The sequence below is a fragment of the Microbacterium sp. YJN-G genome, from assembly GCF_015040615.1.
GTDB lineage: Bacteria > Actinomycetota > Actinomycetes > Actinomycetales > Microbacteriaceae > Microbacterium.
In genome coordinates this window covers 2,456,758-2,479,831 of record NZ_CP060402.1, presented here as the reverse complement: position 1 = coordinate 2,479,831, position 23,074 = coordinate 2,456,758, and the positions used below count along the sequence as shown (strand labels likewise).

Annotated in this window: 21 protein-coding genes and 2 tRNA genes; 16 read left to right on the top strand and 7 right to left on the bottom strand. The window is 70.0% G+C overall.

From position 1 onward, the window contains the following. Nucleotides 1–83 precede the first annotated feature (83 nt). The 7 genes from topA (at nucleotide 84) to H7694_RS11875 (ending at nucleotide 8,934) form a co-directional block, all read left to right on the top strand. Nucleotides 84–2,948, top strand: coding sequence for a type I DNA topoisomerase (topA, locus tag H7694_RS11905; protein WP_193596702.1), 2,865 nt, complete (start codon nucleotides 84–86; stop codon nucleotides 2,946–2,948). Beyond that, nucleotides 2,945–3,565 (top strand): dTMP kinase, encoded by a 621-nt coding sequence (tmk, locus tag H7694_RS11900; protein ID WP_193596701.1) that lies wholly within the window; start codon nucleotides 2,945–2,947, stop codon nucleotides 3,563–3,565. The genes topA and tmk overlap by 4 nt, the downstream gene beginning before the upstream one ends. Nucleotides 3,566–3,720: 155 nt before the next feature. Then, nucleotides 3,721–4,878, top strand: a complete 1,158-nt coding sequence (locus H7694_RS11895; RefSeq protein ID WP_193596700.1) for a DNA polymerase III subunit delta' — start codon at nucleotides 3,721–3,723, stop codon at nucleotides 4,876–4,878. Nucleotides 4,879–4,910: 32 nt separating this feature from the next. Then, on the top strand, nucleotides 4,911–6,425 hold the full coding sequence (locus H7694_RS11890; protein ID WP_193596699.1) for an alpha/beta hydrolase: 1,515 nt from the start codon (nucleotides 4,911–4,913) through the stop codon (nucleotides 6,423–6,425). A 119-nt stretch (nucleotides 6,426–6,544) separates the two neighbouring features. Further along, a complete protein-coding gene (locus tag H7694_RS11885) occupies nucleotides 6,545–7,171 on the top strand; it encodes a TetR/AcrR family transcriptional regulator (RefSeq protein WP_193596698.1) in 627 nt (208 codons plus the stop codon). After that, complete coding sequence (locus H7694_RS11880) at nucleotides 7,168–8,787, top strand: acyl-CoA dehydrogenase family protein (RefSeq protein WP_193596697.1); 1,620 nt, start codon at nucleotides 7,168–7,170, stop codon at nucleotides 8,785–8,787. The genes H7694_RS11885 and H7694_RS11880 overlap by 4 nt, the downstream gene beginning before the upstream one ends. A 75-nt stretch (nucleotides 8,788–8,862) precedes the next feature. Next, nucleotides 8,863–8,934 (top strand) — tRNA-Thr (locus H7694_RS11875). A gap of 59 nt (nucleotides 8,935–8,993) precedes the next feature. On the opposite strand, the gene H7694_RS11870 is transcribed toward H7694_RS11875, so the two are convergent. Together H7694_RS11870 and H7694_RS11865 are read right to left on the bottom strand one after the other, a co-directional pair. Beyond that, nucleotides 8,994–9,131, bottom strand: a complete 138-nt coding sequence (locus H7694_RS11870) for a putative transporter small subunit (protein WP_193596696.1) — start codon at nucleotides 9,129–9,131, stop codon at nucleotides 8,994–8,996. 1 nt (nucleotide 9,132) lies between these two features. Continuing rightward, nucleotides 9,133–10,800 (bottom strand): sodium:solute symporter family protein, encoded by a 1,668-nt coding sequence (locus H7694_RS11865; protein ID WP_227468393.1) that lies wholly within the window; start codon nucleotides 10,798–10,800, stop codon nucleotides 9,133–9,135. Nucleotides 10,801–11,263: 463 nt separating this feature from the next. On the opposite strand from H7694_RS11865, the gene H7694_RS11860 reads away from it, so the two are divergent. The 3 genes from H7694_RS11860 to H7694_RS11850 are packed head-to-tail and all read left to right on the top strand — an operon-like array spanning nucleotide 11,264 to nucleotide 13,136. Further along, on the top strand, nucleotides 11,264–11,866 hold the full coding sequence (locus H7694_RS11860) for an isochorismatase family protein (protein WP_193596694.1): 603 nt from the start codon (nucleotides 11,264–11,266) through the stop codon (nucleotides 11,864–11,866). Then, a complete protein-coding gene (locus tag H7694_RS11855) occupies nucleotides 11,863–12,492 on the top strand; it encodes a DUF1697 domain-containing protein (protein ID WP_227468092.1) in 630 nt (209 codons plus the stop codon). Before H7694_RS11860 ends, H7694_RS11855 begins: the two co-directional genes overlap by 4 nt. Beyond that, on the top strand, nucleotides 12,489–13,136 hold the full coding sequence (locus H7694_RS11850; RefSeq protein WP_193596692.1) for an IMPACT family protein: 648 nt from the start codon (nucleotides 12,489–12,491) through the stop codon (nucleotides 13,134–13,136). The genes H7694_RS11855 and H7694_RS11850 overlap by 4 nt, the downstream gene beginning before the upstream one ends. A gap of 18 nt (nucleotides 13,137–13,154) precedes the next feature. On the opposite strand, the gene H7694_RS11845 is transcribed toward H7694_RS11850, so the two are convergent. Further along, nucleotides 13,155–13,982 (bottom strand): serine hydrolase domain-containing protein, encoded by an 828-nt coding sequence (locus H7694_RS11845; RefSeq protein WP_227468091.1) that lies wholly within the window; start codon nucleotides 13,980–13,982, stop codon nucleotides 13,155–13,157. Between the two features lie 175 nt (nucleotides 13,983–14,157). On the opposite strand from H7694_RS11845, the gene H7694_RS11840 reads away from it, so the two are divergent. Then, nucleotides 14,158–14,229 (top strand) — tRNA-Lys (locus H7694_RS11840). 145 nt (nucleotides 14,230–14,374) lie between these two features. Here the strand turns inward: H7694_RS11840 and H7694_RS11835 are convergent. Next, nucleotides 14,375–15,031 carry a fasciclin domain-containing protein gene (locus H7694_RS11835; RefSeq protein WP_193596691.1) on the bottom strand — a complete coding sequence of 219 codons (657 nt, stop codon included), beginning with the start codon at nucleotides 15,029–15,031 and terminating at the stop codon, nucleotides 14,375–14,377. 141 nt (nucleotides 15,032–15,172) lie between these two features. On the opposite strand from H7694_RS11835, the gene H7694_RS11830 reads away from it, so the two are divergent. From H7694_RS11830 to H7694_RS11810, 5 genes are all read left to right on the top strand, one after another. Further along, nucleotides 15,173–16,885: a cytochrome c biogenesis protein DipZ gene (locus H7694_RS11830; RefSeq protein ID WP_193596690.1), complete on the top strand. Its 1,713-nt coding sequence runs from the start codon at nucleotides 15,173–15,175 to the stop codon at nucleotides 16,883–16,885. 34 nt (nucleotides 16,886–16,919) lie between these two features. Beyond that, nucleotides 16,920–17,519 carry an ECF RNA polymerase sigma factor SigK gene (gene sigK / locus H7694_RS11825; RefSeq protein ID WP_193596689.1) on the top strand — a complete coding sequence of 200 codons (600 nt, stop codon included), beginning with the start codon at nucleotides 16,920–16,922 and terminating at the stop codon, nucleotides 17,517–17,519. Continuing rightward, entirely contained in the window at nucleotides 17,516–18,268 is a 753-nt protein-coding gene (locus H7694_RS11820) for an anti-sigma factor domain-containing protein (RefSeq protein WP_193596688.1), read from the top strand. Before sigK ends, H7694_RS11820 begins: the two co-directional genes overlap by 4 nt. 34 nt (nucleotides 18,269–18,302) lie before the next feature. Further along, nucleotides 18,303–18,932 carry a DNA-directed RNA polymerase subunit beta gene (locus H7694_RS11815; RefSeq protein ID WP_193596687.1) on the top strand — a complete coding sequence of 210 codons (630 nt, stop codon included), beginning with the start codon at nucleotides 18,303–18,305 and terminating at the stop codon, nucleotides 18,930–18,932. 194 nt (nucleotides 18,933–19,126) lie between these two features. Beyond that, nucleotides 19,127–20,008, top strand: a complete 882-nt coding sequence (locus H7694_RS11810) for an aminodeoxychorismate lyase (protein WP_193596686.1) — start codon at nucleotides 19,127–19,129, stop codon at nucleotides 20,006–20,008. A gap of 85 nt (nucleotides 20,009–20,093) precedes the next feature. On the opposite strand, the gene H7694_RS11805 is transcribed toward H7694_RS11810, so the two are convergent. The 3 genes from H7694_RS11805 to pstA form a co-directional block, all read right to left on the bottom strand. Continuing rightward, nucleotides 20,094–20,984 (bottom strand): type IV toxin-antitoxin system AbiEi family antitoxin domain-containing protein, encoded by an 891-nt coding sequence (locus tag H7694_RS11805; RefSeq protein ID WP_193596685.1) that lies wholly within the window; start codon nucleotides 20,982–20,984, stop codon nucleotides 20,094–20,096. A gap of 201 nt (nucleotides 20,985–21,185) precedes the next feature. Further along, nucleotides 21,186–21,965 (bottom strand): phosphate ABC transporter ATP-binding protein PstB, encoded by a 780-nt coding sequence (gene pstB / locus H7694_RS11800; RefSeq protein WP_193596684.1) that lies wholly within the window; start codon nucleotides 21,963–21,965, stop codon nucleotides 21,186–21,188. A 26-nt stretch (nucleotides 21,966–21,991) separates the two neighbouring features. After that, nucleotides 21,992–23,074 carry a phosphate ABC transporter permease PstA gene (gene pstA / locus H7694_RS11795; protein WP_193596683.1) on the bottom strand — a complete coding sequence of 361 codons (1,083 nt, stop codon included), beginning with the start codon at nucleotides 23,072–23,074 and terminating at the stop codon, nucleotides 21,992–21,994.

Genomic DNA, 23,074 nt, shown 5'->3' with positions numbered 1-23,074 from the left:
CTCGCGTCCCCGTGGACCCTGTGACCCTGTGACTCCTCCAGGACGGCGGTGTGTATGGTGTGCTTCGGAGAAAGGACGCACTCTTGGCACAAGGCAAGAAGCTCGTCATCGTCGAGTCCCCGACGAAGATGCGGTCGATTCAGGGGTACCTCGGCGACGGCTACGAGGTGCTGAGCTCGGTCGGCCATATCCGCGACCTCGCCGACAAGAAGGACATCCCCGCCGCCGACAAGCAGGCGTACGGGAAGTACTCGATCGACGTCGAGAACGGCTTCGACCCCTACTACGTCGTCTCCGACCGCAAGACCAAGACCGTCGCCGAGCTCAAGCGCGCGCTGAAGACCGCCGACGAGGTCCTGCTCGCCACCGATGAGGACCGCGAGGGCGAGGCCATCGCGTGGCACCTTCTCGAGACCCTCAAGCCGAAGGTCCCCGTCAAGCGGATGGTCTTCCACGAGATCACCAAGGACGCCATCCAGGCGGCCGTCGGCCGCACCCGCGACCTGGATCTCGCGCTCGTCGACGCGCAGGAGACCCGTCGCATCCTCGACCGGCTCTACGGCTGGGACGTCTCTCCCGTGCTCTGGTACAAGGTCAAGTCGGGCCTGTCGGCCGGGCGCGTGCAGTCCGCGGCCACCCGCATGATCGTCGACCGCGAGCGAGAGCGGATGGCCTTCGTCTCGGCGGAGTACTGGGACGTCGAAGCGCAGGCGGCCTCGTCCGCGAGCGCTCAGGGGCAGGCGTTCGGCGTGCGCCTGGTGCGCGTCGACGGCGGACAGCTCGCCCGGGGCACCGACTTCGACGACACCGGAAAGCTCAAGAAGGCCGTCGTCGTGCTCTCCGAGGCCGACGCGACAGCCCTCGCCACCGCGGTCGACGCCGCAGCCACCGGCACCGTCAGCAAGGTCGAGGCCAAGCCCGGCACCCGCAGCCCCTACGCGCCCTTCACCACCTCCACCATGCAGCAGGAGGCCGGACGCAAGCTCTCGATGAGCGCGAAGCAGGCGATGAGCGTCGCCCAGCGCCTCTACGAGAAGGGGTACATCACCTATATGCGCACCGACTCGACGGCGCTGAGCACGCAGGCCGTCCAGGCCGCGCGCAGCCAGGCCGTCGCGCTCTACGGCGACGCCGCGGTGCCCCTGAAACCCCGCGTCTACAAGTCCAAGAGCAAGAACGCGCAGGAGGCGCACGAGGCCATCCGCCCCTCCGGCGAGACCTTCCGCACCCCGGCGTCGGTGGCCTCCGGCCTCGACCGCGAGGAGCAGCGCCTCTACGACCTCATCTGGAAGCGCACCGTCGCCAGCCAGATGGCCGACGCCAAGTACGAGACCACCACGGTGACCATCGAGGTGGCTGCGGCAGGCAAGAAGCTCGAGTTCACGGCATCCGGAACCGTCTACACCTTCAAGGGCTTCCTCGAGGCCTACGAAGAGGGGCGCGACGAGAAGCGCAACGCGCAGGACTCCGCCGAGAACCAGTCGCTGCCCGCCGTCGCCGTCGGCGACCGGCTGGCGGTGTCGGATGCCGCGGCCAAGGGCCACCGCACCACCCCGAAGCCCCGCTACACCGAGGCGTCGCTGGTGAAGGCGCTCGAGGAGCACGGCATCGGCCGTCCGTCGACCTTCGCCAGCATCATCGGCACCGTCATCGACCGCGGATACGCCACCAAGCGCGGCCAGGCGCTGGTGCCCACGTGGCTCGCGTTCAGCGTCGTCCGTCTGCTCGAGCAGCACTTCGCCGACCTGATCGACTACGACTTCACCGCGGCGCTCGAGGACGACCTCGACGCGATCGCACGCGGCGAGCAGAACCGGGTGGAGTGGCTGAAGTCCTTCTACTACGGCTCCGACTCGCAGGTCGGACTGCGCCAGGTGGTCGACAATCTCGGCGAGATCGACGCCCGCGCCCTGAACTCCACCCGCATCACCGACACCGCCACGCTGCGCTTCGGCAAGTACGGGCCCTACCTCGAGGTCGTCGACCCCGCCGACCCCGAGGCCAAGCCCCGCATCGTCAACGTGCCGGAGGATCTCGCCCCGGACGAGCTCACCGCCGAGAAGGCGCAGGAGCTCATCGACGCGCCCGTGGCCGGCGACCGGGTTCTCGGCGAGAACCCCGAGAACGGCAAGGTCGTCATCGTCAAGGACGGCCGGTTCGGCCCGTACGTGCAGGAGAACGACCCGGTCTCCGACGAGGATGCCGTCGACGAGACCACCGGCGAGGTCGTGGCGCCCAAGCCCAAGCGAGGCGCGAAGAAGGAGGCGGCTCCCAAGCCGCGCACGGCATCCCTGTTCCGCTCGATGTCGGTCGACACCATCGACCTCGACACAGCCCTGCAGCTGCTCAGCCTGCCCCGCGTGGTCGGCAAGGACCCCGATTCCGGTGAGGAGATCACCGCGCAGAACGGCCGCTTCGGGCCGTACCTGAAGAAGGGCACCGACTCGCGGTCGCTGGAGAGCGAATCGCAGATCTTCGACGTGACCCTCGAGAAGGCGCTCGAACTGTACGCGCAGCCGAAGTACGGTGCCCGCAAGGCATCCAGTGCGCTTGCCGAGTTCGACGCCGACCCGGTCAGCGGCAAGCCCATCCGCATCCGCGACGGCCGGTTCGGGGCCTACGTGACCGATGGCGAGACCAACGTCACGATCCCGCGCGGGCAGACACCCGACGACATCACCTTCGAGATCGCCGTGCAGATGCTCGCCGACAAGCGCGCCAAGGGGCCCGCACCCAAGCGCGGTCGCGCGGGTGCGAAGAAGGCCACGACGACCAAGGCCGCCGCGACGAAGAAGGCGCCCGCCAAGAAGGCGCCCGCCAAGAAGGCACCTGCCAAGAAGGCGGCGGCGACGGATGCCGAAAAGGCAGCGGCCCGCTCGGCCGCAGCCAAGAAGGCGGCGGCGACCCGCGCGGCCAACGCCGCGGCGAAGAAGCAGACTTCGTCGTGACCAACGGTCTCTGGGTCACCCTGGAGGGCGGTGACGGCTCGGGCAAGACCACCCAGGCCGCGCTGCTGGCGGAGTGGCTCTCAGGCCAGGGACGCACTGTGCTTCACACCCGCGAACCGGGCGGCTCCGAGGTCGGCACGCTGATCCGCGACATCGTCCTGCACCACCGCGGTGAGATCGCCCCGCGCGCCGAGGCGCTGCTGTACGCGGCCGACCGTGCGCATCACGTGGCCACGGTGGTCCGCCCGGCACTCGAACGCGGCGATGTGGTCATCCAGGACCGCTATCTCGACTCGTCGGTCGCGTACCAGGGTGCGGGACGGGTGCTGGATGCCGTGCAGGTGCGCGACCTGTCGCTGTGGGCGACCGAAGGCGCACTGCCCGACGTGACGGTGCTGCTCGACATCGACCCGGCCGCGGCGCGGCATCGGCTCGACGCGGACGACAAGCCGTTCGACCGGCTGGAGGCCGAGAAGGAGGAGTTCCACGCCCGCGTGCGCGATGCCTACCTGCGGCTGGCCGACGCCGAGCCCGGACGCTTCCTCACCATCGACGCGACGCTGCCCCCCAAGCAGATCGCCGAACTCGTCCGCACCCGCATCACACCCCTCCTCTGACCCTTCCCCCACCTCCGCCGAAACCCCTCCTGGTTGTCGAGACCCCTCGTGATTTGCGCGATTCATGAGGGGTGTGGACACTCACGAGGGGTTTCGGCGTGTGGGGAGAGGGGCATAGCGACGGGGCGTCGGATGCCGCGGATAGGCTGTACCCCATGACCACCACGCAGCTCGCTCCGTTCCCGTGGAGCGAGGTGTGGGGGCAGGATGCCGCCGTCGAGACGCTGCGGCACGCGGCATCCGATCCGGCCGCGCTCTCGCACGCCTGGCTGATCACCGGGCCGCCTGGCTCCGGCCGGTCGACGCTCGCGCACGCGTTCGCCGCGGCGCTCGTCGCCGAGCATCCGGGTGACGAGGCCGTCATGCGTCAGGTGCTCGCCGGCACCCACCCCGACGTCACCGCGCTGCGCACCGACAAGGTCATCATCACGATCGCCGAGGCACGCGCGCTCGTCGAGCGGTCGTACTTCGCCCCGTCCGCCGGCCGGTACCGCGTCATCGTCGTCGAGGATGCCGATCGCATGGTCGAGCGCACCTCCAATGTGCTGCTGAAGGCGCTCGAGGAGCCGCCAGAGCAGACCGTCTGGGTGCTGTGCGCCCCGAGTGAGGCCGATCTGCTGCCGACCATCCGCTCGCGCGTGCGCGCGCTGCGCCTGCGCGAGCCCGAAGTCGACGACGTCGCCCGACTGATCACCCTGCGCACGGGCGTCGACGACGCCACCGCCGAGCAGGCCGCCCGCCACGCGCAGCGGCACATCGGCATGGCGCAGCGCCTCGCCACCGACGACGCGGCTAGACGGCGCCGGGACGACACACTGCGCGCCGTACTCGGAGTCCGCGGTGTCGGCACGGCCGTCGAGGTCGCGGGCCAGATCATCCAGGCCGCCACCGACGACGCCAAGGCGCTGACCGCCGAGCGCGACGCCGCCGAGCGGGCCGCCCTGCTGCGCACGGTCGGGGTGGCCGATGGGCAGGCGGTGCCTCCGGCGCTGCGGTCGCAGATCTCCGCCCTCGAGGACGATCAGCGCAAGCGCGCCACCCGCAGCCTGCGCGACGGCATCGATCGCGTGCTCACCGACCTGCAGTCGCTGTACCGCGACGTGGTCATGCTGCAGTTCGGCCGCGACGGCGAGCTGATCAACCGCGAGCTGCGCGCCGAGCTCGACGCCGTGGCCGCAGCCTGGCCGATCGAGCGCACCCTCATCGCCCTCGACGCCATCGCCGGCACCCGCGAGTCGCTGGAGCGCAATGTCGCGCCGCTGCTGGCGACCGAGAGTCTTCTGGTGACCATCTCCAGCGGAAGGACCCCGTGATCCACCGAGCAGGGCGCCGTGCGCGCCGAACGATGACCGTGCTGGCGGGGCTGGCGGCGGCCGCCGTGGCCCTCACCGGCTGCCTGTACGCACAGATCCCCGACGCGCCCGCCTCGGTGACGCGCACACCCGACGCGGACGGGGTCAGCGAAGAGCTGCTGCCGTACTACTCCCAGGAGCTGACCTGGGAATCGTGCGGCGCCGGATTCGACTGCACCGACGTCACCGCACCGCTGGACTGGGAGAACCCGGCCGACGGCGAGATCTCGCTGGCGATCGTGCGCCACCAGGCGACCGGTCAGCACCAGGGGTCTCTGCTCATCAATCCGGGTGGCCCTGGCGGCAGCGGCTTCGACTTCGTCGCCGACAGCCTGACCTACGCGGTCGGCCCCGAGCTGATCGAGAACTTCGACGTGATCGGCTTCGACCCTCGCGGCGTCGGCCGCTCCACGGCCGTGCAGTGCCTGGATGACGAGGCGATGGACGAGTACAACTACGGCGTCATCGACGAACCGCGCAACACCCCCGAGTGGGAGGCCGAGCTCACCGCCCGCAACCAGGCGTACGCCGATGCCTGCGAGGCGAACAGCGGCGGCATCCTGCCGCACATCACCACGGTGAACTCCGCCCGCGACATGGACCTGATCCGTGCGGTGCTCGGTGACACCACCCTGAATTACATCGGGTTCTCGTACGGCACCTTCCTCGGTGCCACCTACGCCAAGCTGTACCCCGAGCGGGCGCAGCGCCTGGTGCTCGACGGCGCCATCGACCCCGCGGTCCCCGGCCTCGAGGTCGGGATGACGCAGGCGATCGGCTTCGAATCGGCCCTGCGGGCCTATCTCGCTGACTGTCTCGACACGGGTGAGTGCCCGTTCAACGGCACCGTCGACGACGCGCTGGCCGACTTCCGCGCCCTGCTCGCGACCGTCGCGCGCGACCCGCTGCCGAACGCCGACGGCCGGATGCTCACCGTCGACACCATGGTCACCGGCGTGATCACCGCGATGTACAGCCAGCAGAGCTGGCCGTATCTGACCCAGGGGCTCACCGCGGCGCTGCAGGGCGACGCGTCGGTGATGTTCGCGCTCGCCGACACCTACAACGCGCGCGATACCGACGGCACCTACCTCGACAACTCGGCCGAGGCGTTCCGCGCCTACAACTGCATGGACTACCCCGTCGAGGACGACAAGGCCGCCGAGGACGCGGCGCTGAAGGTGCTGGAGGAGAAGGCGCCCACCTTCGCCCCGTACTGGCAGGGGCCCGACCCGTGCGAGGTGTGGCCGTACCCGCCGGTCGGCGTGCGCGAGGCGATCGCGGCATCCGGCTCGGGCCCGATCGTCGTCGTCGGCACCACGAACGACCCGGCCACGCCGTACCAGTGGTCCGAGTCGCTCGCCGAGCAGCTCGAGAACGGCGTGCTCGTCACGCGCGTGGGCGAGGGCCACACCGGCTACAACAAGGGCAGCGCCTGCGTGGATGACGCGGTCGAGCAGTTCCTCATCGACGGAACCGTGCCGGAGGACGGCCTGCGCTGCGAGTGAGTCGCGGCAGGCCGGCTGAACGCTGACCGGCAGCCGCTGGGCGACGACGCGGCGTTGCCGCGCCTGATTGAACCGTGATTCAATTCCGGTGTCGGATGATCCGGTGCGAGGAGGCGCGGATGTCACATCATCGTGAGGCGGACCGGCGCGAGGAGCTGGTCGAGGCGGCCACCGCCATCGTGCGCGACTCGGGTTTCGGAGCGGCGTCGGTCAAGGCCGTCACGGCACGGGCGGGGATGAGCGCCGGGCTGCTGTACAGCTACGCCGCGGGACTCGAAGAACTGCTCGCCGAGGTGTTCCGCCGCTGCGCGGGCGCCGAGATGGCAGCGGTCGACCAGGCGATCACGACCGCCGAACCCGGGGATGCCACCGGCCGCCTGGTCGCTCTCATCGAGACCTTCGCGACCCGCGCGCTGCGCGGCGGACGGCTGGCGTGGGCGCTGCTGGCCGAGCCCGTCGGCCGGGCGATCAACGAAGAACGACTCGCCTACCGGCGCGGGTACGTCGGCATCCTCACCGACATCGTCACGCAGGGAGTGCGCGACGGCGAATTCCCCGCCCAGGATGCCCGCATCACCGCCGCGGGACTCGTCGGGGCGATCGGCGAGGCGCTGACCGGCCCGATCGCGCCCGTCCCGATCGAACAGGACGATCCGGATGCCGTCGTCGCGGCGATCACCGCACTGTGCCTGCGCGCGGTCGGCGCGCCTGCGGCATCCGACCCGGGTTCCCGGAGCCGGGGATGAGCACCCACGCGGTCGTCAACCAGGCGCCCGCCCGCGTGGACATCGACGAGTACGCGGCCAACACCGCCCTCGTCGAGGGCGTCGCGCGATACGACACCGGTTGGGCGGATGAGGCGCTGCACGCCACCGGCATCCGCGTAGGCACCGAGGAGTTCCAGCACGACGCGCGCCGCGCCCACCGGAGCAAGCCCGAGCTGCGCACGCATGACCGCTGGGGTCATCGCATCGACGAGGTGGACTACGACCCCGCCTATCACCGCATCATCTCGGCGGCCGTGGCCGACGGCGCGCACACCGCGGCGTTCGCCGAGCCCCGTCCGGGTGCGAACGTGGCCAGGGCGGCGACCTTCATGCTGTACGCGCAGATCGAGCCAGGGCACGCCTGCCCGGTGTCGATGACGCATGCCGTCGTCCCCGTCATCGCCCAGCATCCGGCGCTGGCGACCGAGTGGATGCCGCGGCTGCTGTCGCGGTCGTACGACGGCCGCCTGATCCCCGCAAAGCCGAGCGCGCTGTTCGGCATGGCGATGACCGAGAAGCAGGGCGGATCAGACGTGCGCGCGAACACGACGGTCGCGACACCGATCGGCGGCGGCCGGTACGAACTGACCGGCCACAAGTGGTTCTGCTCGGCGCCCATGTCGGACGCGTTCCTCGTGCTCGCGCAGGCACCGGGCGGCCTGTCGTGTTTCCTCGTGCCACGGCTGCGCGAAGACGGCACGCGCAACGCGATGCAGATCATGCGGCTGAAGGACAAGCTCGGCAACGCGTCGAACGCCTCGAGCGAGGTCGAATACGCGGGTGCGCTCGGGCACCTGGTCGGTGCGGAGGGGCGCGGAGTGCGCACCATCATCGAGATGGTCACCCGCACACGGCTGGACTGCATCCTCGGGTCGCTGGCGGGAATGCGCCAGGCGGTCGCCGAGGCGGCCTGGCACGTGCGCCACCGCGCCGCGTTCGGGCGGATGCTGATCGACGAGCCCGCGATGACCGGCGTGATCGCTGACCTGCAGCTCGAGGCCGAGGGTGTCACCGCCGCCGCGCTGCGCCTGGCCCGCGCCTACGATGACGACGCGACAGCGCAGGATGCAGGCTTCGCGCGCCTGGGCACCGCGGTGATGAAGTACTGGGCGTGCAAGCGCGGCCCCGCGCATGCGGCGGAGGCGCTGGAGTGCCTGGGCGGCAACGGCTACACCGAGGACTTCCCGCTGGCGATGCGCTACCGCGAGCAGCCCGTGATGGCGGTGTGGGAGGGGTCGGGCAACGTCATCGCCCTCGACGTGCTGCGGGCGCTGCAGCGCGAACCGGCGGCGTTCGAGGCCTTCTATGCCGAGGTGTCGCAGGCGCGTGGCGCGGATGCCCGGCTCGACGCGCACTTGGACTGCACCCGCGCGCTGGTGCGCTCGGTGGGGTCGGATGCTGCACCCGAAGGTCGTGCCCGCGGTCTGGTCAGCGCACTGGCCCTCGCACTGCAGGGTGCCCTGCTCGTGCAGCACGCACCGGCGGCGGTGGCGGACGGGTTCGTCGCATCCCGGCTCGGCGAGCAGGCCGGCGGGTTCCTGTTCGGCGAGCTGCCCGCCGGAGCGGATGCCACCGCGATCGCGGCCCGGGCCTGAAGAGCGGCCGCCCGGTTTCGCGGTGACGGCCTCGGCATAGTAGGATCGTTCATCGTGCCGCGGTTCACCGCGCACGCCACCTTAGCTCAGTGGTAGAGCATCCCACTCGTAATGGGAAGGCCGTCAGTTCGATCCTGACAGGTGGCTCAGACAAGGGCCCGGGATGCAGCATCCCGGGCCCTTCGCCGTGTCGCGGGCGGCGCCGATCAGATGATCGAGCGGCCCTCCGCCTTGGCCTTCCTGGCCTCCTTCACGAAGGCGCGGACGATGATCGTGAGCGTTCCCGCCACGATCACCGGCCACACCAGCACGTAGGCGGTCAGTGCGATGGTCGACGTGTCCATGTCAGTTCCTCTCGTTCTCGGCGGGCAGCGGCTTCTCGGCATCGGTGAGCTGAGCGAGCTCGAGATTCAGCTCGTCGGTGTCGATCGAGTCGAAGTCGCCGGTGCGCTGCTTGATGACGTCGAAGTCGAAGTCGGGCTTCCTGCTCGGCAGGGTGAGGGCCACGCACACGATCGTCGAGACCGCGTAGGCGACCAGCGACCCCGACAGCACCGGGTAGGTGTGCAGGAAGCCGATCGAGAACGGCGCGGCTGCCAGCGTCGCGACGGTGCCCACGATCAGCGCGACGCGCTTGCCGAAGAACCCGAATGCCATCAGGCCCAGCACCACGCCGATGCCGATCGTCGCCAGCACGTCCGAGACCAGGCCGAGCGGGCCCGCCAGCGGGATCCACTCGAAGCGCACGGGCAGGAACGCGGCCAGCGCGACCACGACCGACACCGAGAATGCGAGGTTGGTGACCCGGTTCCAGTAGAAGCTCGCGATCACGGGGAACACGAGCGCGCCCCAGAGCGCCCCGACGAACACCAGCAGGTCGAGGATGTTCAGCTGGCTGCCCGCGAAGCCCAGCCCGGCCACCATCGCCACGATCATGGTGATGCGGCCGATCAGCACCATCGTGCGCGGGTTCGCCTTCTTCTTGCCGGCGATGTTCTGGCCGTAGATGTCGGCCATCACGATCGACGACAGGGCCGTCAGGTCGGCATCCGCCGTGGATGACAGCGAGCCGATGATCATCACGAAGAACACGCACAGCAGCAGCGGCGACAGGTAGGTCGCGGCCATCTGCGGGATGAGGTTGTTCACGTCGCCGCCGGCTGGCGTGATGCCCGCGTACAGGGCGATGACCCCGAGCATCCCGATGCCGATGATCGTGGCGCCGTAGCCGAAGGTGGCGGTGATGAACGTCTTCTTGATCAGGTCCTCGCGCACGGCGAACAGGCGCTGTGCGATGGTCTGGTTGCCGATCGCATAGGCGAGCACCGCGGCGATGTACGGCGCACCCTGGTTGAAGAACGCGTCGGACGAGAAGAAGTCCGCCTGCTGCGGGGTCACGTGAGCGGCGCCGGCCTCGAACAGGCCGGGACCGCCGGCGGCGAAGAACACCACCGGGATGATCACGATCACCGCGCCGAGCATCGCGCACACCTGCGCGAAGTCGGTGAGCACCGAGGCGCGGAATCCCGACCATAGCGTGTACAGCAGCACGCCCGCACCGATGGCGATGATGCCCTGCGTGAACGTGAACGGCGAGAGCATCGAGATGAGCGCGCCGCCGGCGATGAGGTTGGAGGTCAGGCTGATGATGCTGCCGAGCACGTTGGACCCGGCGAGCATGAGCTGGCTGGAGCGGCCGTGGCGGGCGAACATCACCTCGGCGATGGTGTGCGCGCGGGGCGCGACCTGGCGGATGCGGCGGCCGAAGGGGTAGATCAGCAGGATCATCAGCGCGCCCCACAGGCCGTAGTGGATGGGGCCCGAGATGCCGTAGGTGTAGCCGGATGTCGCCGAGGCATACATCGAGGCCGCCCAGATCCAGGTGGCGGTCATGGATGCCGCCGAGATGCCGAAGCCGATGCGTCCGCCGCCGGTCATGTAGCCGTCGGCGTTCTCGGTGCGCTTGCGGATGCGCAACGACATGTACAGGCTGCCGCCGAAGAACAGCAGCATGAGCAGGACCACGACAGGTCCCGCCAGTGTTTGCAGGTTTTCCACGTTCTCTTTCTCTCTTGTCGAAGAAGCCGGCATCGATGCCGGCGAGCGGGCGACAGGAGAGCGCTAACGGGAGGGCAGCGTGGCCTTGAGAGGTCGGGAGAAGAAGGGCAGGTCAGGGGCGGGTCTCGCGCAGGCCGGCATACGGTTCCTTTCGTCAGCTGGCACGCGCGGATCGTCCCTCTCGCCGTCGAGGGATGCGCGCATGCTCGGACGGCAGAGCGTCCGAACGGAACCGGCAGGAGCGCAGGCGCTGCTCACGACGAGGCGCAGTCGTGGCGCGCCTGCCAGTGATGCATCAGCACCAGGCGGGCGCGCGCTCGCGAACGGCGGCAGCGCTGCGAGCGTGACCGGCCCGCCTCTCCACGGTAACAACCTGGGCGGGCAAGTCAAATGCGCGCGCGCGGCGTACGCTCGGAGCATGAGCAGAGCACTTCTCATCGTCGACGTGCAGAACGACTTCACCGAGGGCGGGGCGCTCGCGGTCGCCGGAGGCGACGCGGCAGCATCCGGCATCACCGAACTGCTCGCCGCCCGGGCGGGCGAGTACGCGGTGATCGTCGCCTCCCGCGACTGGCACGATGCCGAGGGCGACAACGGCGGGCACTTCTCCGCCGAGCCCGACTACGTGGACTCGTGGCCGGTGCACTGCGTCGCAGGCACCGAAGGCGCCGCCTACGATCCGCTGCTGACGACGGATGCCGTCACCCATCATGTGCGGAAGGGCCAGGGCCGTCCTGCCTACTCGATGTTCGAGGGCGTCTCCGACGACGGCGAGACCGTCGGCGCCATCCTCACGGCGCGCGGGGTGACCGAGGCGGATGTGGTGGGCATCGCCACCGATCACTGCGTGCGGGCGTCGGCGCTCGATGCCATCGCGCACGGTATGCACGTCCGCATCCTCACCGACCTCGTCGCGGGAGTCGGCGAGGACTCCAGCACCGCGGCGCTCGCCGAGCTCGCACACGCCGGCGCGGAGCTCGCGACGAGCGGGACGGCCGGATCCGTCGACTCCGACGCGTGAGAGGCGAGGGGATGCCGGCGCGGTGCGCGCTGCTGCTGCGCGCCGTGAACGTCTCGGGCCGCAATCGCGTGCCGATGGCCGAGCTGCGCGCTCTGCTGGCCGAGCGCACCGACCTGACCGGGGTGTCCACGTACATCGCCAGCGGCAACGTCCTGTGCGATCTGCCGGACGGAGCCGGCGGGCCCGATGGGTCTGACGGGCCTGGCGGGCTCGGCGCCGTGTGCGCGCAGGTGCGGGCACTGATCCGAGAGGCCTTCGACGTCGACACCCCCGTGATCGCCCGCACCCACGACGAGCTGGTCCGGGCACTGGCGGAGAACCCGTTCCCGGATGCCGCCGCCGACAGGATGCTGCACATCATGTTCCTCGAGTCCGAGCCGCAGGCCGGTGCCGTGCAAGCCCTGCAGGGGAAGCTGCTTCCCGGCGAGCGAGTCGCCCTGCAGGGGCAGGACCTGTGGATCGACTACGGCACCGGCGGGGCGGCGAGCACGAAGCTCACCCGGGCCGTCCTCGACCGGGCGCTCGGCACGGCCGGAACGGCGCGGAACCTGCTGACGCTGCGCCGGCTCGTCGAGCTGACCGGCGGCGAGCTCGAGAGCGGTACGATCGGGCGGCTGCCGGAGTGAGCGGGTATCCGTCCACGATCGCCGCGGCGGTCGACCACGAGCTAGTGATCCGCAAGTCGCGGTTCCTCACGCATGTGGCGCCGGTGTCGTCGTCGGAGCAGGCCGACGAGATCATCGCGGCGGTGAAGAAGCGGTACTGGGACGCGCGGCACAACTGCAGCGCGCAGGTCACCGGGCTGCGCGGCGACCGAGCCCGGTCATCCGACGACGGCGAACCGTCCGGCACGGCGGGGATGCCGATGCTCGAGGTGCTGCGCCGCCGCGAGCTCACCGATGTCGTCGCGGTCGTGACGCGCTACTTCGGCGGGATCAAGCTCGGCGCGGGCGGGCTGGTGCGCGCGTACTCGTCTGCAGTGTCCGAGGCGCTGGATCTCGCGGCGCTCGTCGACCGGCGAGTGCTCGCCCAGGTGGTCGTCCCCGTGCCGCATGCCGACGCCGGCCGCTTCGACAACGTGCTGCGCGACTGGGTCGCACGCCACGAGGCGGTGCTGGGTGAGACGGCGTGGGACGACGCCGCCCGATTCGAGGTGTGGGCCCCGGGCGATGCCGTCGCGGCGCTCGCCGCCGAGGTCGCAGCCGTCTCCGGCGGCACGGTGCAGGCGCGCGAGACCGGCGTCGAGCGCGTCATCGACGTGCCCCGCTGACACGGGGAGGATGCCGGTTCAGCCGCGCGCGGCCGCGAGCACGGCATCCGACAGGGGAGGCCACGCCTCGATCGCCCAGGGGCCGAAGTCGCGGTCGGCCAGGGCGACGCAGGCGATGCCCGCCTGCGGGTCGACCCAGAGGAACGTGCCGGTCTGCCCGAAGTGCCCGAACGTCGCCGGCGAGTTCGCGTCAGAGGTCCAATGCGGGTCCTTCGCGTCGCGCAGTTCGAACCCGAGTCCCCAGTCATTCGGCCGCTGGTTGCCGTATCCCGGCAGCACGCCGCCCAGGCCGGGGAACGCGACCTGGGTCGCGAGCCGGAGGGTCTCGGCGGCGAGGAGCGCAGGATGCTGCAGTTCGGCGGCGAAGCGGACGAGATCGGATGCCGTGGAGACGGCGCCGGCGCCCGCAGAGCCCTCCAGCCGCGTCGCGCTCATGCCGAGCGGGGCGAAGACGGCCTCCTGCAGGTAGGTGGCGAACGGGATGCCCGAGCGCTCCGCGAGGGTGTCGGCGAGCACCTGGAAGCCGCGGTTGGAGTAGATGCGGCGGGTGCCGGGCTCGGCGCGGACCTTGTCCTCGGAGAAGTCCAGGCCCGAGGTGTGGGCCAGCAGGTGCCGCACGGTCGACCCCTCCGGGCCGGCCGGGTCGTCGAGCTCGAAGACGCCCTCCTCGATCGCGACGAGCACCGCGTAGGCGCTGAGCAGCTTCGTGACCGAGGCCAGCCGGTAGGGGCGCCGCTGATCGCCTCGGGCGGAGAGCATCGCGCCGTCGGCCGAGACCACGGCGACTGCGGCGTTCTCGACCGGCCAGCCGTCGATGAGGGCGAGCGCGTCGTCCATGGCGGTCATGCTTCCTCCGGGTTCGCCGTGGTCGGCAGGGCATCAGCATCCTGCCGCTCTGGAATCCTCCCATACCCGATCCACCGGGTCCCGGTGCGTCCATCCGAGCGGGCGGCCTTCCGGTTGAAATCCGACCGTGGTTTAGACTTCTGGCAGGTGCCGCACCGCTTCTGATCCGGCATCTGCCCCCGTAGCTCAGAGGCAGAGCAACCGGCTTTTAACCGGTGGGTCGGGATGTCGGAATTCCCCGGGGGCACATCTTCGGCGCTCATCCGTCTCCTTTCGAACGTCGTGTCGCTGACCATAGCTGCGCTCTCCGACACCGGCTGGAGGCGTCCGCACGCAGGGAAGCGCCCGTCGACGGGCATCGACGGGCGCTTCCCATGGGACGCGGATCGGAGTCACTGCATCGGAGGCATCAGCACCGAGTCGATGAGGTAGACCGTGGCGTTGGCGGTCTGCACGCCGCCGCAGATCACGTTGGCGTCGTCGACCATCCACGACTCGCCCGAGCCGGTCACCTCGACCTCGGCACCCTGCACCGTCTTGTGCATCCCTGCGATGTCGGCCGGCTCGATCTGCCCGGGCACCACGTGGTAGGTGAGGATCGAGGTCAGCGTGTCGGTGTCGGTCTTGAGCCCTTCGATGGTCGCCGGGTCGATCGCCGCGAACGCGTCGTCGACCGGTGCGAAGACGGTGAACTCGCTGCCGTTGAGCGTGTCGACCAGGTTCACGTCGGGGTTCAGCTGGCCGCTGACCGCGGCGACGAGCGTGGTGAGCAGCGGGTTGTTCGACGCGGCCACTGCGACCGGGTCCTGAGACATGCCCTGGATCGAGCCGTCACCGTCGGGAACCTGCTCGGCATAGGCCTCGCAGCCGGGGCCGACGAGGTTCGCCGCCGGGTCCATGGTCTCGGGCGCTGCTTCCGAGGTCTCGGGGGCCGTCGGCTCCGCTTTGGGCGTCTCGGGCTCGCCGCTCATCGAACAGCCGGCCAGGACGAGAACGCCGGCGAGGCCGAGCGAGAGAGCGGCGCTGATCTTCTTCTTGGTGCTGAGCATTTCAACCTCCGGGGTTCCGGGCCGCGGACCTCCCGCGGCGTCGAGGGTTGTTCGGAGCGCATCCGGAATCGGATCGGAGAGAATCCGGATCAATCCGATCCGGCCCCCGACCCCGAACCTCCCGTGACGGAAGGGCGGGTCATGGACCTCATCATCATCGGGCTGCTCGGCGGCCTCATCACCGGAATCTCACCGTGCATCCTGCCCGTGCTGCCGGTGATCTTCCTCACCGGCGGCGCCCAGTCCGCGAGATTCGACGGAGAGGCGGCACCGGCGGCACGCAGCAGGCCGTACCTGGTCATCCTCGGACTGATGCTGAGCTTCAGCCTGGTCACCCTCCTGGGCTCGCTGCTGCTGGGGCTGCTGCGCCTGCCTCAGGATGTCATCCGCTGGGCCGGGATCGCCGTGCTGCTGCTTCTGGGCATCGCCCTGATCGTGCCGAAGCTCGAGCAGCTGCTCGAGAGGCCGTTCCAGTGGATCCCGCGCAGAGAGGTGCAGAACCGCGGTTCGGGCTTCGGCGTCGGGCTCGCGCTCGGGGCGGTGTTCGTGCCGTGCGCCGGCCCCGTGCTCGCGGCGATCATCGTCGCCGGAAGCAGCGGCCGGATCGGCATCGGCACGGTGCTGCTCACGGCATCCTTCGCCGTCGGGGTCGCCGTCCCCCTGCTCGCCTTCGCTCTCGCCGGCCGTGGGCTGGTCGAGCGGATCCGCGCCTTCCGCGCCCGCGAGCGTGGACTGCGCATCGCCGCGGGAATCGCGATGATCGCCCTGGCGATCGGGCTGGTGTTCAACCTGCCGCAGCAGCTGCAGCGCCTGCTGCCCGATTACACGTCCGGGCTGCAGCGGGGACTGGCCGAGCAGCACGGCGACGCGCTCGACCTCGGTGGCCTGGTCACCGACGAGAACCGTGAGCTCGACAACTGCACGAACGGCGCCACCGTGCTCGAGGAGTGCGGCACGGCCCCCGCCATCCGCGGCATCGAGCAGTGGCTGAACACGCCGGAGGGACGTGCGATCGACCTCGACGACCTGCGCGGTCAGGTCGTGCTCATCGACTTCTGGGCCTACTCGTGCATCAACTGCCAGCGCTCCATCCCGCACGTCGTGGCCTGGGACGAGGCGTACCGCGATGCAGGCCTCCAGGTCATCGGCATCCACTCGCCCGAATACGCCTTCGAGAAGCGGGCCGAGAACGTCCGCGCCGGAGCTCGCGATTTCGGGATCGAGTACCCCGTCGCGCTCGACAACAGCCTCTCCACCTGGACCGCGTACCGCAACAGATACTGGCCGGCGCACTATCTCATCGACGCCGAGGGCACGGTGCGCCACATCTCCTTCGGCGAGGGCAACTATGCCGCGACTGAGCAGATGATCCGCCGGCTGCTCGTCGACGCCGATCCCGAGGTGTCGCTTCCGGCGCCGACCGAGGTGGCCGACTCCACGCCCGAGGTCGGCTCCACGACCCGCGAGACCTTCCTCGGTTCGGCGAAGGAGGTCAACTACGGCGGCGCAGGCGGCTACCCGGCAGGCCCCGGCGACTTCGAGTTCCCCGATCAGCAGCCCGCCGACAGCTTCGCCCTGCGCGGCGCGTGGCAGATCGAGACTCAGTACGCGACGCCCGCAGGCTCCGGCTCCGGCTCCGGCGGCATCCGGCTCTCCTATCGTGCCGGGGAGGTGCGCATGGTCCTCGCCGGCACCGGCCGGATCACCGTCCGCGATGCGGACGGCGCCGAACGCACCATCGAGGTCGGAGGCACACCCCGCTCGTACGCGGTCGTCGACGGCGCCGCCGAAACCGGCACGCTGACGATCGAGGTCGACCCCGGCGTGCGGGTGTACTCGTTCACCTTCGGATGACTGCGGTGGTATTCGCACGGGGGAGGGATGCGGCATGCTTGTCGAGATGGTGATCGATGGCGTCGAGGTACCCGAGGACGGGTCGTACGGTGATCCTGCCGCCGACCTGCTCCTCCGCGTCGCGCGCGGCGATCAGCACGCATTCGCCGCGCTGTACGACATGCTCTCGCCGCGGGTGTTCGCGCTGATCCTGAAGGTCGTGGTCAACCGTTCGCAGAGCGAAGAGGTGCTGCAGGAGGTCTTCCTCGAGATCTGGCAATCCGCTTCGCGGTTCGCTCCGAACAGAGGTCAGGGACGATCCTGGGTCTTCACCATCGCGCATCGCCGGGCCGTCGACCGGGTGCGCTCGTCGCAGTCCAGCGCCGATCGCGACGTGCGCGCGGGCGTGCGCGAACTCGGCGGGGAGCGCGACGTCGTACAGGAGACGGTGGAGTCGAGGATCGAGGGCGAACGCGTCGTCAGGGCCCTTGCGACGCTGCCCGAGGCGCAGCAGGAGGCGCTGATCCTGGCCTATTACGGCGGCTACAGTCAGAGCGAGATCGCCGCGCTGACATCGGTGCCGCTGGGGACGATCAAGACGAGGATGCGAGACGGACTGACACGGCTGCGTGCCGAGATGGGGGTGACGAGATGAACGAGCGGGACTTCGCCGAGCTCACCGCCGGCCATGCCCTCGGTGCGCTGTCGGATGCCGATGAGCGGCGTTACCGCGACGCGCTCGCCGCGCATCCGGAATGGCGCGCGATCGCAGACGACGACCTCGACACGGCGTCGGCGCTCGCCGACGCGCTCGAGGACGTGACACCGCCTGCGGCCGCGCGCGAGCAGCTGCTCGCCCGGATCGCGAGCACCCCCCAGACGGCGGAGCCGCCCTCCGGCGGGGCACCGGCCGAACCGGCCGAACCGCAGAGCCGCCCCGAGCGCGCACGATGGGGACGGATGCTGTTCGCCCTCGCGGCCGGACTCGCGCTGCTGGCCGGAGCCGGCGTGGCCACGACGGCCATCGTCGCCCAGCTGCAGCGCCCGGCATCCGTCGTCGCGCTGGATGAGATCCGGTCGGCACCGGATGCCGAGCAGACCGAGGTGCGTCTCGAGTCCGGGGCGACCGCCACCGCGCACTGGTCGGGTGAACTCGGCAAGGCCGTGCTGGTGGCATCCGGACTCGACGATCTCGGCGAGGACCGCACGTACGAGCTGTGGTTCGTGCGCGGCGAGACCCCGATCCCCGCCGGGGTGTTCGACGCGGACGACGGCGACGCGACGGCGCTGCTGGATGTGCCGATGCACGCGGGGGATGTCATCGCGGTGACCGTCGAACAGGCGGGAGGCTCGCCAACCGGCGCGCCGACCACCGAGCCGATCATCGTGATCCCGACGGCGTGATCCGCAGCGGGTCATCCGGGCGTACCCTGGACGGATGCCCGAGCAGTTCCATCGCCCCGTCCGCCGGCCCACGAGCGCTTTCGACAACATCGTCGGAACGGCGGACGCGGCTGAGCAGTCGCGCGTGGCGCATGCCACGGCATCCGCTCTGCTCGAGCGCGCCCGGCGCGACGATTCCGGCGTGATCACCGAGCGGCTGCTGGCCTTCGCCTCCGAGCACGGCATCGACGAGGTCGCCGAGCTCTGGTCGCATGCACCGGCGCGATCGCTGCCCGGTGCGCTGTGGCGGCTGTACCTGCTGCAGACGGCGATCCGTGCCGATCCGGCACTGACCGCGATGCTGTACGAGCGCGGTCGCGTCGAGCTGCACACCGCGGATGCCGCGATCGCGGGCGCCCCCGCCCCGGCGACCCCCGACGAGCTCGCCGAGCTGGTCGATGCCATTCTGCGCGGTGTGTTCCGCGGGGACTTCTCGGTCGCCCTCGATCGTGCCGCGGCGTACTGCCGGGTGCAGGCGTCGGGAGCCACGCACGTGGCCGACGACTGCGAGCCCACCGAGCCCGATCGTGCCAGCGAGCTGACCCGCCGGGCGCTGCGGCTCGCGACCTACGCCGGTGACCTGTCGGCGGCCGGCAGCTCGTGGCGGCGCGGCGACCTGACCTGAGCGGCGATCTGACCTGCGCAGCGACCCGACCTGAGTCGGAGGCCCGGGTATGAAGAAGCCGGGCCGCAAGAACGCCTCTCGGCGGAAGGCCGCTCGCAGCGGCAAATATTGGAGCCCGGGGTTATGCGGCCCGGCCGATCAAGTGTAACGCGTCGTGCATGGGGGGGTATTCCCCGCCGCCCTAAGCTGTGGACATGTCACAGCGCTACGCCCTGATGATCGCGCCCGCCGAGGTCGCCGACACCCGAGACGACTACAGCGGCACCTTCACCCCGGTGGACGTGTCGGCTCCGGCGCTGAGCATCGGAGAGCTGAGCACGCAGCGCGGCGACGGCGTCTTCGAATCGATCGGCGTGATCGACGGGCACGCGAACGAGGCCGAGGCGCATCTGCAGCGGCTCGCGCACTCGGCTCGCATCTGCGAACTGCCCGCGCCGAACCTCGAGCAGTGGCGGCAGGCAATCGCGGCGGTCGCCGTGCACGCTCCTGCCGGTGAGGCCGTCATCAAGCTGATCCTCAGCCGCGGGGTCGAGCACGGACCGGCGCCCACCGCGTGGGCCACCGTCGCCGCCGCCCCGGACTTCACCGCCGTCCGTCGTGACGGCGTGCGCGTGGCCACCCTCGACCGCGGCTACGACCTGGGGGCGGGGGAGCGGGCGCCGTGGCTGCTGCTGGGGGCGAAGACGCTCTCTTACGCGGTCAACATGGCGGCGCTGCGCGAGGCCCGCCGGCGCGGAGCCGACGACGCGGTCTTCGTCACCCGTGACGGGTTCGTGCTCGAGGCGCCGACGGCATCCCTGATCATCCGGTCGGGCGGTGAGTTCCTGACCACCGCGCCGTCGGCTGGCATCCTGCACGGCACCACGCAGCTCGCCGTGTTCGAGCACCTCGAGCGGCGCGGATTCACGACGCGCTACGGCACCCTCTCGGCGACGGATCTGATGAAGGCGGATGCCGCGTGGCTGGTCTCCAGCATCCGTCTCGCCGCCCCCATCACCGCCGTCGACGGCGCGCCGCTGCCGACCGACCCCGACCTCACCGACGAGCTGAACGCCTTCCTGCTCTCCCCGCACTGAGCCGGTGCCGGATCACTGATGCCCGCGCGGGCGGACGGCGTGTCGGCCGTGCGACGCGCCGTGAGCGCGTCGCACCATCAGTGATTCAGCACGCGGCAGGGAAGAGATGCGCACCTGCGGCGATCTTCGCCAGGATCGCAGCCTCGACCGTCGGCCAGTCATGTACGATCATCGCGTAGTCGAACCGCAGCGTCTCGAAACCGCGGGCAGCGGCCCTGGCATCACGCAGCAGATCCTTATGCCGCAGCGAGCTCAGGGGCTGCGACGGATCGCCCGCACCGTCGTCGTGGTTCTGCTTGCCGTCCGCCTCGATGATCAGGCGGTCGCCGATGACGATGTCCACCTCGCCGACGCCGGCGACCTGCACCTGCGTGCGCACGGAGATCCCCAGTCTGTGCAGCCGCAGCCTGATGAGCGACTCCAGCCCGCTGTCGGCATCCGCCCGTGCGAAGCCGAGCAGCCAGCGCAGTGCACGCGGCACGCGCGCCGCCAGCCACGGGAGGTCCCCGACTCGCAGCATGGATCTGCGCAGGGCGGACTCCAACGCGCAGAAGAACGTCTCCTCACCGGCGCACAGCGCGATCTGAAGGAGCACGTTGCGCACGGGCGGCAGCTTGCCGAGCGTGCTCTCACCATCATCCCAATGCGGGCGAGGCTCGCACGGGTGCCGCTCGCACGAGCGCGGGTTGCCGGCGTGGCCGAACCAGAGATGCAGGTCGTCTGTGTCCTCGAGGATCCACAGTCCCAGCATCCGCCCCGCCGTGACGCAGCGCAGGGTGCCGCCGTGCTGAGCGGCATGGACCCAGGAATCATCGGCATCGATGGTGGCGTACACGCCGTACCGCACTCTGCGGATCTCGCCGGTCGAGACCGACCGAGCGATCTCCCGCTTCGTCACGCCCCGTGCGCGCAGATCAGCTGCTCGTGCGATGGGGCCGAGGCGGGCGAAGGCGGTTGCGGCGCGGACGAATGACATCGTCCGAGCATCGGGCAGCACGCACCCCACCCGGATGCGCAGAACCGGCAATGGGGGATAACTCGCCGGGGATCGCGGGCTGTGCAGGAGAAGTCGGGGTGCCGGATCACGGACGATGAATGCCCTGCACGGCGTGTCGACGGGGCGACACGCCGTGCAGGGCATTGGGCATCAGTGAGCCGGCACGAGGGCCGGCCGAGATCACCCGAAGCGGCCGGAGACGTAGTCCTCGGTGGCCTGCACGGACGGGGTGGTGAAGATCGTCCTGGTGTCGTCGAACTCGATCAGGTTGCCGGGCTTGCCGGTGCCGGAGATGTTGAAGAAGGCGGTCTTGTCGGAGACGCGGCTCGCCTGCTGCATGTTGTGCGTGACGATGACGATCGTGTACTCGTTCTTCAGCTCGCCGATCAGCTCCTCGATCGCGTAGGTCGAGATCGGGTCGAGAGCCGAGCACGGCTCGTCCATCAGCAGCACCTCGGGCGAGACGGCGATCGCGCGGGCGATGCACAGACGCTGCTGCTGGCCGCCCGACAGGCCGGACCCGGGCTTGTCGAGACGGTCCTTGACCTCGTTCCACAGGTTCGCGCCCATCAGCGACTTCTCGACGAGGGCGTCCTGGTCGCTCTTGGACATCTTCGCGTTGTTGAGCTTCACGCCCGCGAGCACGTTCTCCTTGATCGACATCGTGGGGAACGGGTTCGGCCGCTGGAAGACCATCCCCACCTGACGGCGCACGAGCACGGGGTCGACGCCCGGACCGTACAGGTCCTTGCCGTCGAGCAGCACCTCACCCTCGACGCGGGCGCCGGGGATGACCTCGTGCATGCGGTTCAGCGTGCGCAGGAACGTGGACTTGCCGCAGCCCGACGGGCCGATGAACGCGGTCACGCTGCGCGGCTGGATCTCGAGGGAGACGCCTTCGACGGCGAGGAAATCGCTGTAGTAGACGTTGAGGTCGTTGACTTCGATGCTCTTGGACATTCGGGTTCCTTCGGGTCGGATGCGGCTCAGCGGCCGGCGGTCTTCGGGGCGAACCACTTCGCGACCAGACGCGCGACGAGGTTCAGCAGCATGACGATCAGGATCAGGGTGAGCGCCGAGGCCCACGCACGGGCCACCGAGGCGTCGGCGGCCATGCCCTGGTTCATGTACGAGTTGTAGGCGAACACGGGCAGGGTCATCATCTGCCCGCTGAACAGGTTGGTGTTCAGGCTCGCGGTGAAGCCGGCGGTCAGCAGCAGCGGCGCCGTCTCACCGATCACGCGGGCGATGGCGAGCATGACCGAGGTGGTGATGCCGGCGATCGAGGTGGGCAGCACGACCTTGAGGATCGTGAGCCACTTCGGCACGCCGAGCGCGTAGGCGGCCTCGCGCAGCTCGTTCGGCACGATGCGCAGCAGCTCCTCGCTGCCTCGCACGACCACGGGCACCATGAGCACCGCCAGCGACAGGGCACCCATGAAGCCCATCGAGATGCCGGGGCGCACGAGCAGCGCGAACACCGAGTAGATGAACAGACCGGCGACGATCGAGGGGATGCCGGTCATGACGTCCACGAAGAACGTGATGCCCTTCGCGATGCGTCCGCGGCCGTACTCGACGAGGTAGATCGAGGTCATCAGGCCCACCGGCACGGCGATCACGGTGGCCATCAGGGTGATCAGCACGGTGCCCCAGATGGCGTGCACGATGCCGCCGCCCTCGCCGACGATGTTGCGCATCGAGAAGCTGAAGAACTCCGCGTCGAAGCGCTGGATGCCGTTGGCGACCACGGTCCACAGCAGCGAGATCAGCGGCAGCAGCGCGATCGTGAAGGCCGTGGCGACGAGCGCCGTCATGAGCCGGTCGATGGCGTTGCGGCGGTTCTCGGCGATGGCCGAGACGACGGTGATCAGCACCATGTAGAGCAGCACGCCGACGATGACGGCGCCCGCGATGTTGAAGTCGGCGAGGTCGCCGCCGATCGAGGCGACACCGAACACGACGAAGGAGACGAGCAGGCTGCCGCCGAGCAGCGCCCAGGGCGCCCAGCGTGCGAGCCGGCCGGAGGTGAGGGATGCCGAGGCGGGCGAAGCGGTGATCGTGGTCAT

Bases quoted from the DNA above. Each gene is read 5' to 3' on its own strand.
- H7694_RS11895 (WP_193596700.1), top strand. From the start codon at position 3,721: ATGACCACCACGCAGCTCGCTCCGTTCCCGTGGAGCGAGGTGTGGGGG.
- H7694_RS11890 (WP_193596699.1), top strand. From the start codon at position 4,911: ATGACCGTGCTGGCGGGGCTGGCGGCGGCCGCCGTGGCCCTCACCGGC.
- H7694_RS11885 (WP_193596698.1), top strand. From the start codon at position 6,545: ATGTCACATCATCGTGAGGCGGACCGGCGCGAGGAGCTGGTCGAGGCG.
- H7694_RS11880 (WP_193596697.1), top strand. From the start codon at position 7,168: ATGAGCACCCACGCGGTCGTCAACCAGGCGCCCGCCCGCGTGGACATC.
- H7694_RS11870 (WP_193596696.1), bottom strand. From the start codon at position 9,131: ATGGACACGTCGACCATCGCACTGACCGCCTACGTGCTGGTGTGGCCG.
- H7694_RS11865 (WP_227468393.1), bottom strand. From the start codon at position 10,800: ATGCTGCTGTTCTTCGGCGGCAGCCTGTACATGTCGTTGCGCATCCGC.
- H7694_RS11860 (WP_193596694.1), top strand. From the start codon at position 11,264: ATGAGCAGAGCACTTCTCATCGTCGACGTGCAGAACGACTTCACCGAG.
- H7694_RS11845 (WP_227468091.1), bottom strand. From the start codon at position 13,982: ATGACCGCCATGGACGACGCGCTCGCCCTCATCGACGGCTGGCCGGTC.
- H7694_RS11835 (WP_193596691.1), bottom strand. From the start codon at position 15,031: ATGCTCAGCACCAAGAAGAAGATCAGCGCCGCTCTCTCGCTCGGCCTC.
- H7694_RS11830 (WP_193596690.1), top strand. From the start codon at position 15,173: ATGGACCTCATCATCATCGGGCTGCTCGGCGGCCTCATCACCGGAATC.
- sigK (WP_193596689.1), top strand. From the start codon at position 16,920: ATGCTTGTCGAGATGGTGATCGATGGCGTCGAGGTACCCGAGGACGGG.
- H7694_RS11820 (WP_193596688.1), top strand. From the start codon at position 17,516: ATGAACGAGCGGGACTTCGCCGAGCTCACCGCCGGCCATGCCCTCGGT.
- H7694_RS11815 (WP_193596687.1), top strand. From the start codon at position 18,303: ATGCCCGAGCAGTTCCATCGCCCCGTCCGCCGGCCCACGAGCGCTTTC.
- H7694_RS11810 (WP_193596686.1), top strand. From the start codon at position 19,127: ATGTCACAGCGCTACGCCCTGATGATCGCGCCCGCCGAGGTCGCCGAC.
- H7694_RS11805 (WP_193596685.1), bottom strand. From the start codon at position 20,984: ATGTCATTCGTCCGCGCCGCAACCGCCTTCGCCCGCCTCGGCCCCATC.
- pstB (WP_193596684.1), bottom strand. From the start codon at position 21,965: ATGTCCAAGAGCATCGAAGTCAACGACCTCAACGTCTACTACAGCGAT.
- pstA (WP_193596683.1), bottom strand. From the start codon at position 23,074: ATGACCACGATCACCGCTTCGCCCGCCTCGGCATCCCTCACCTCCGGC.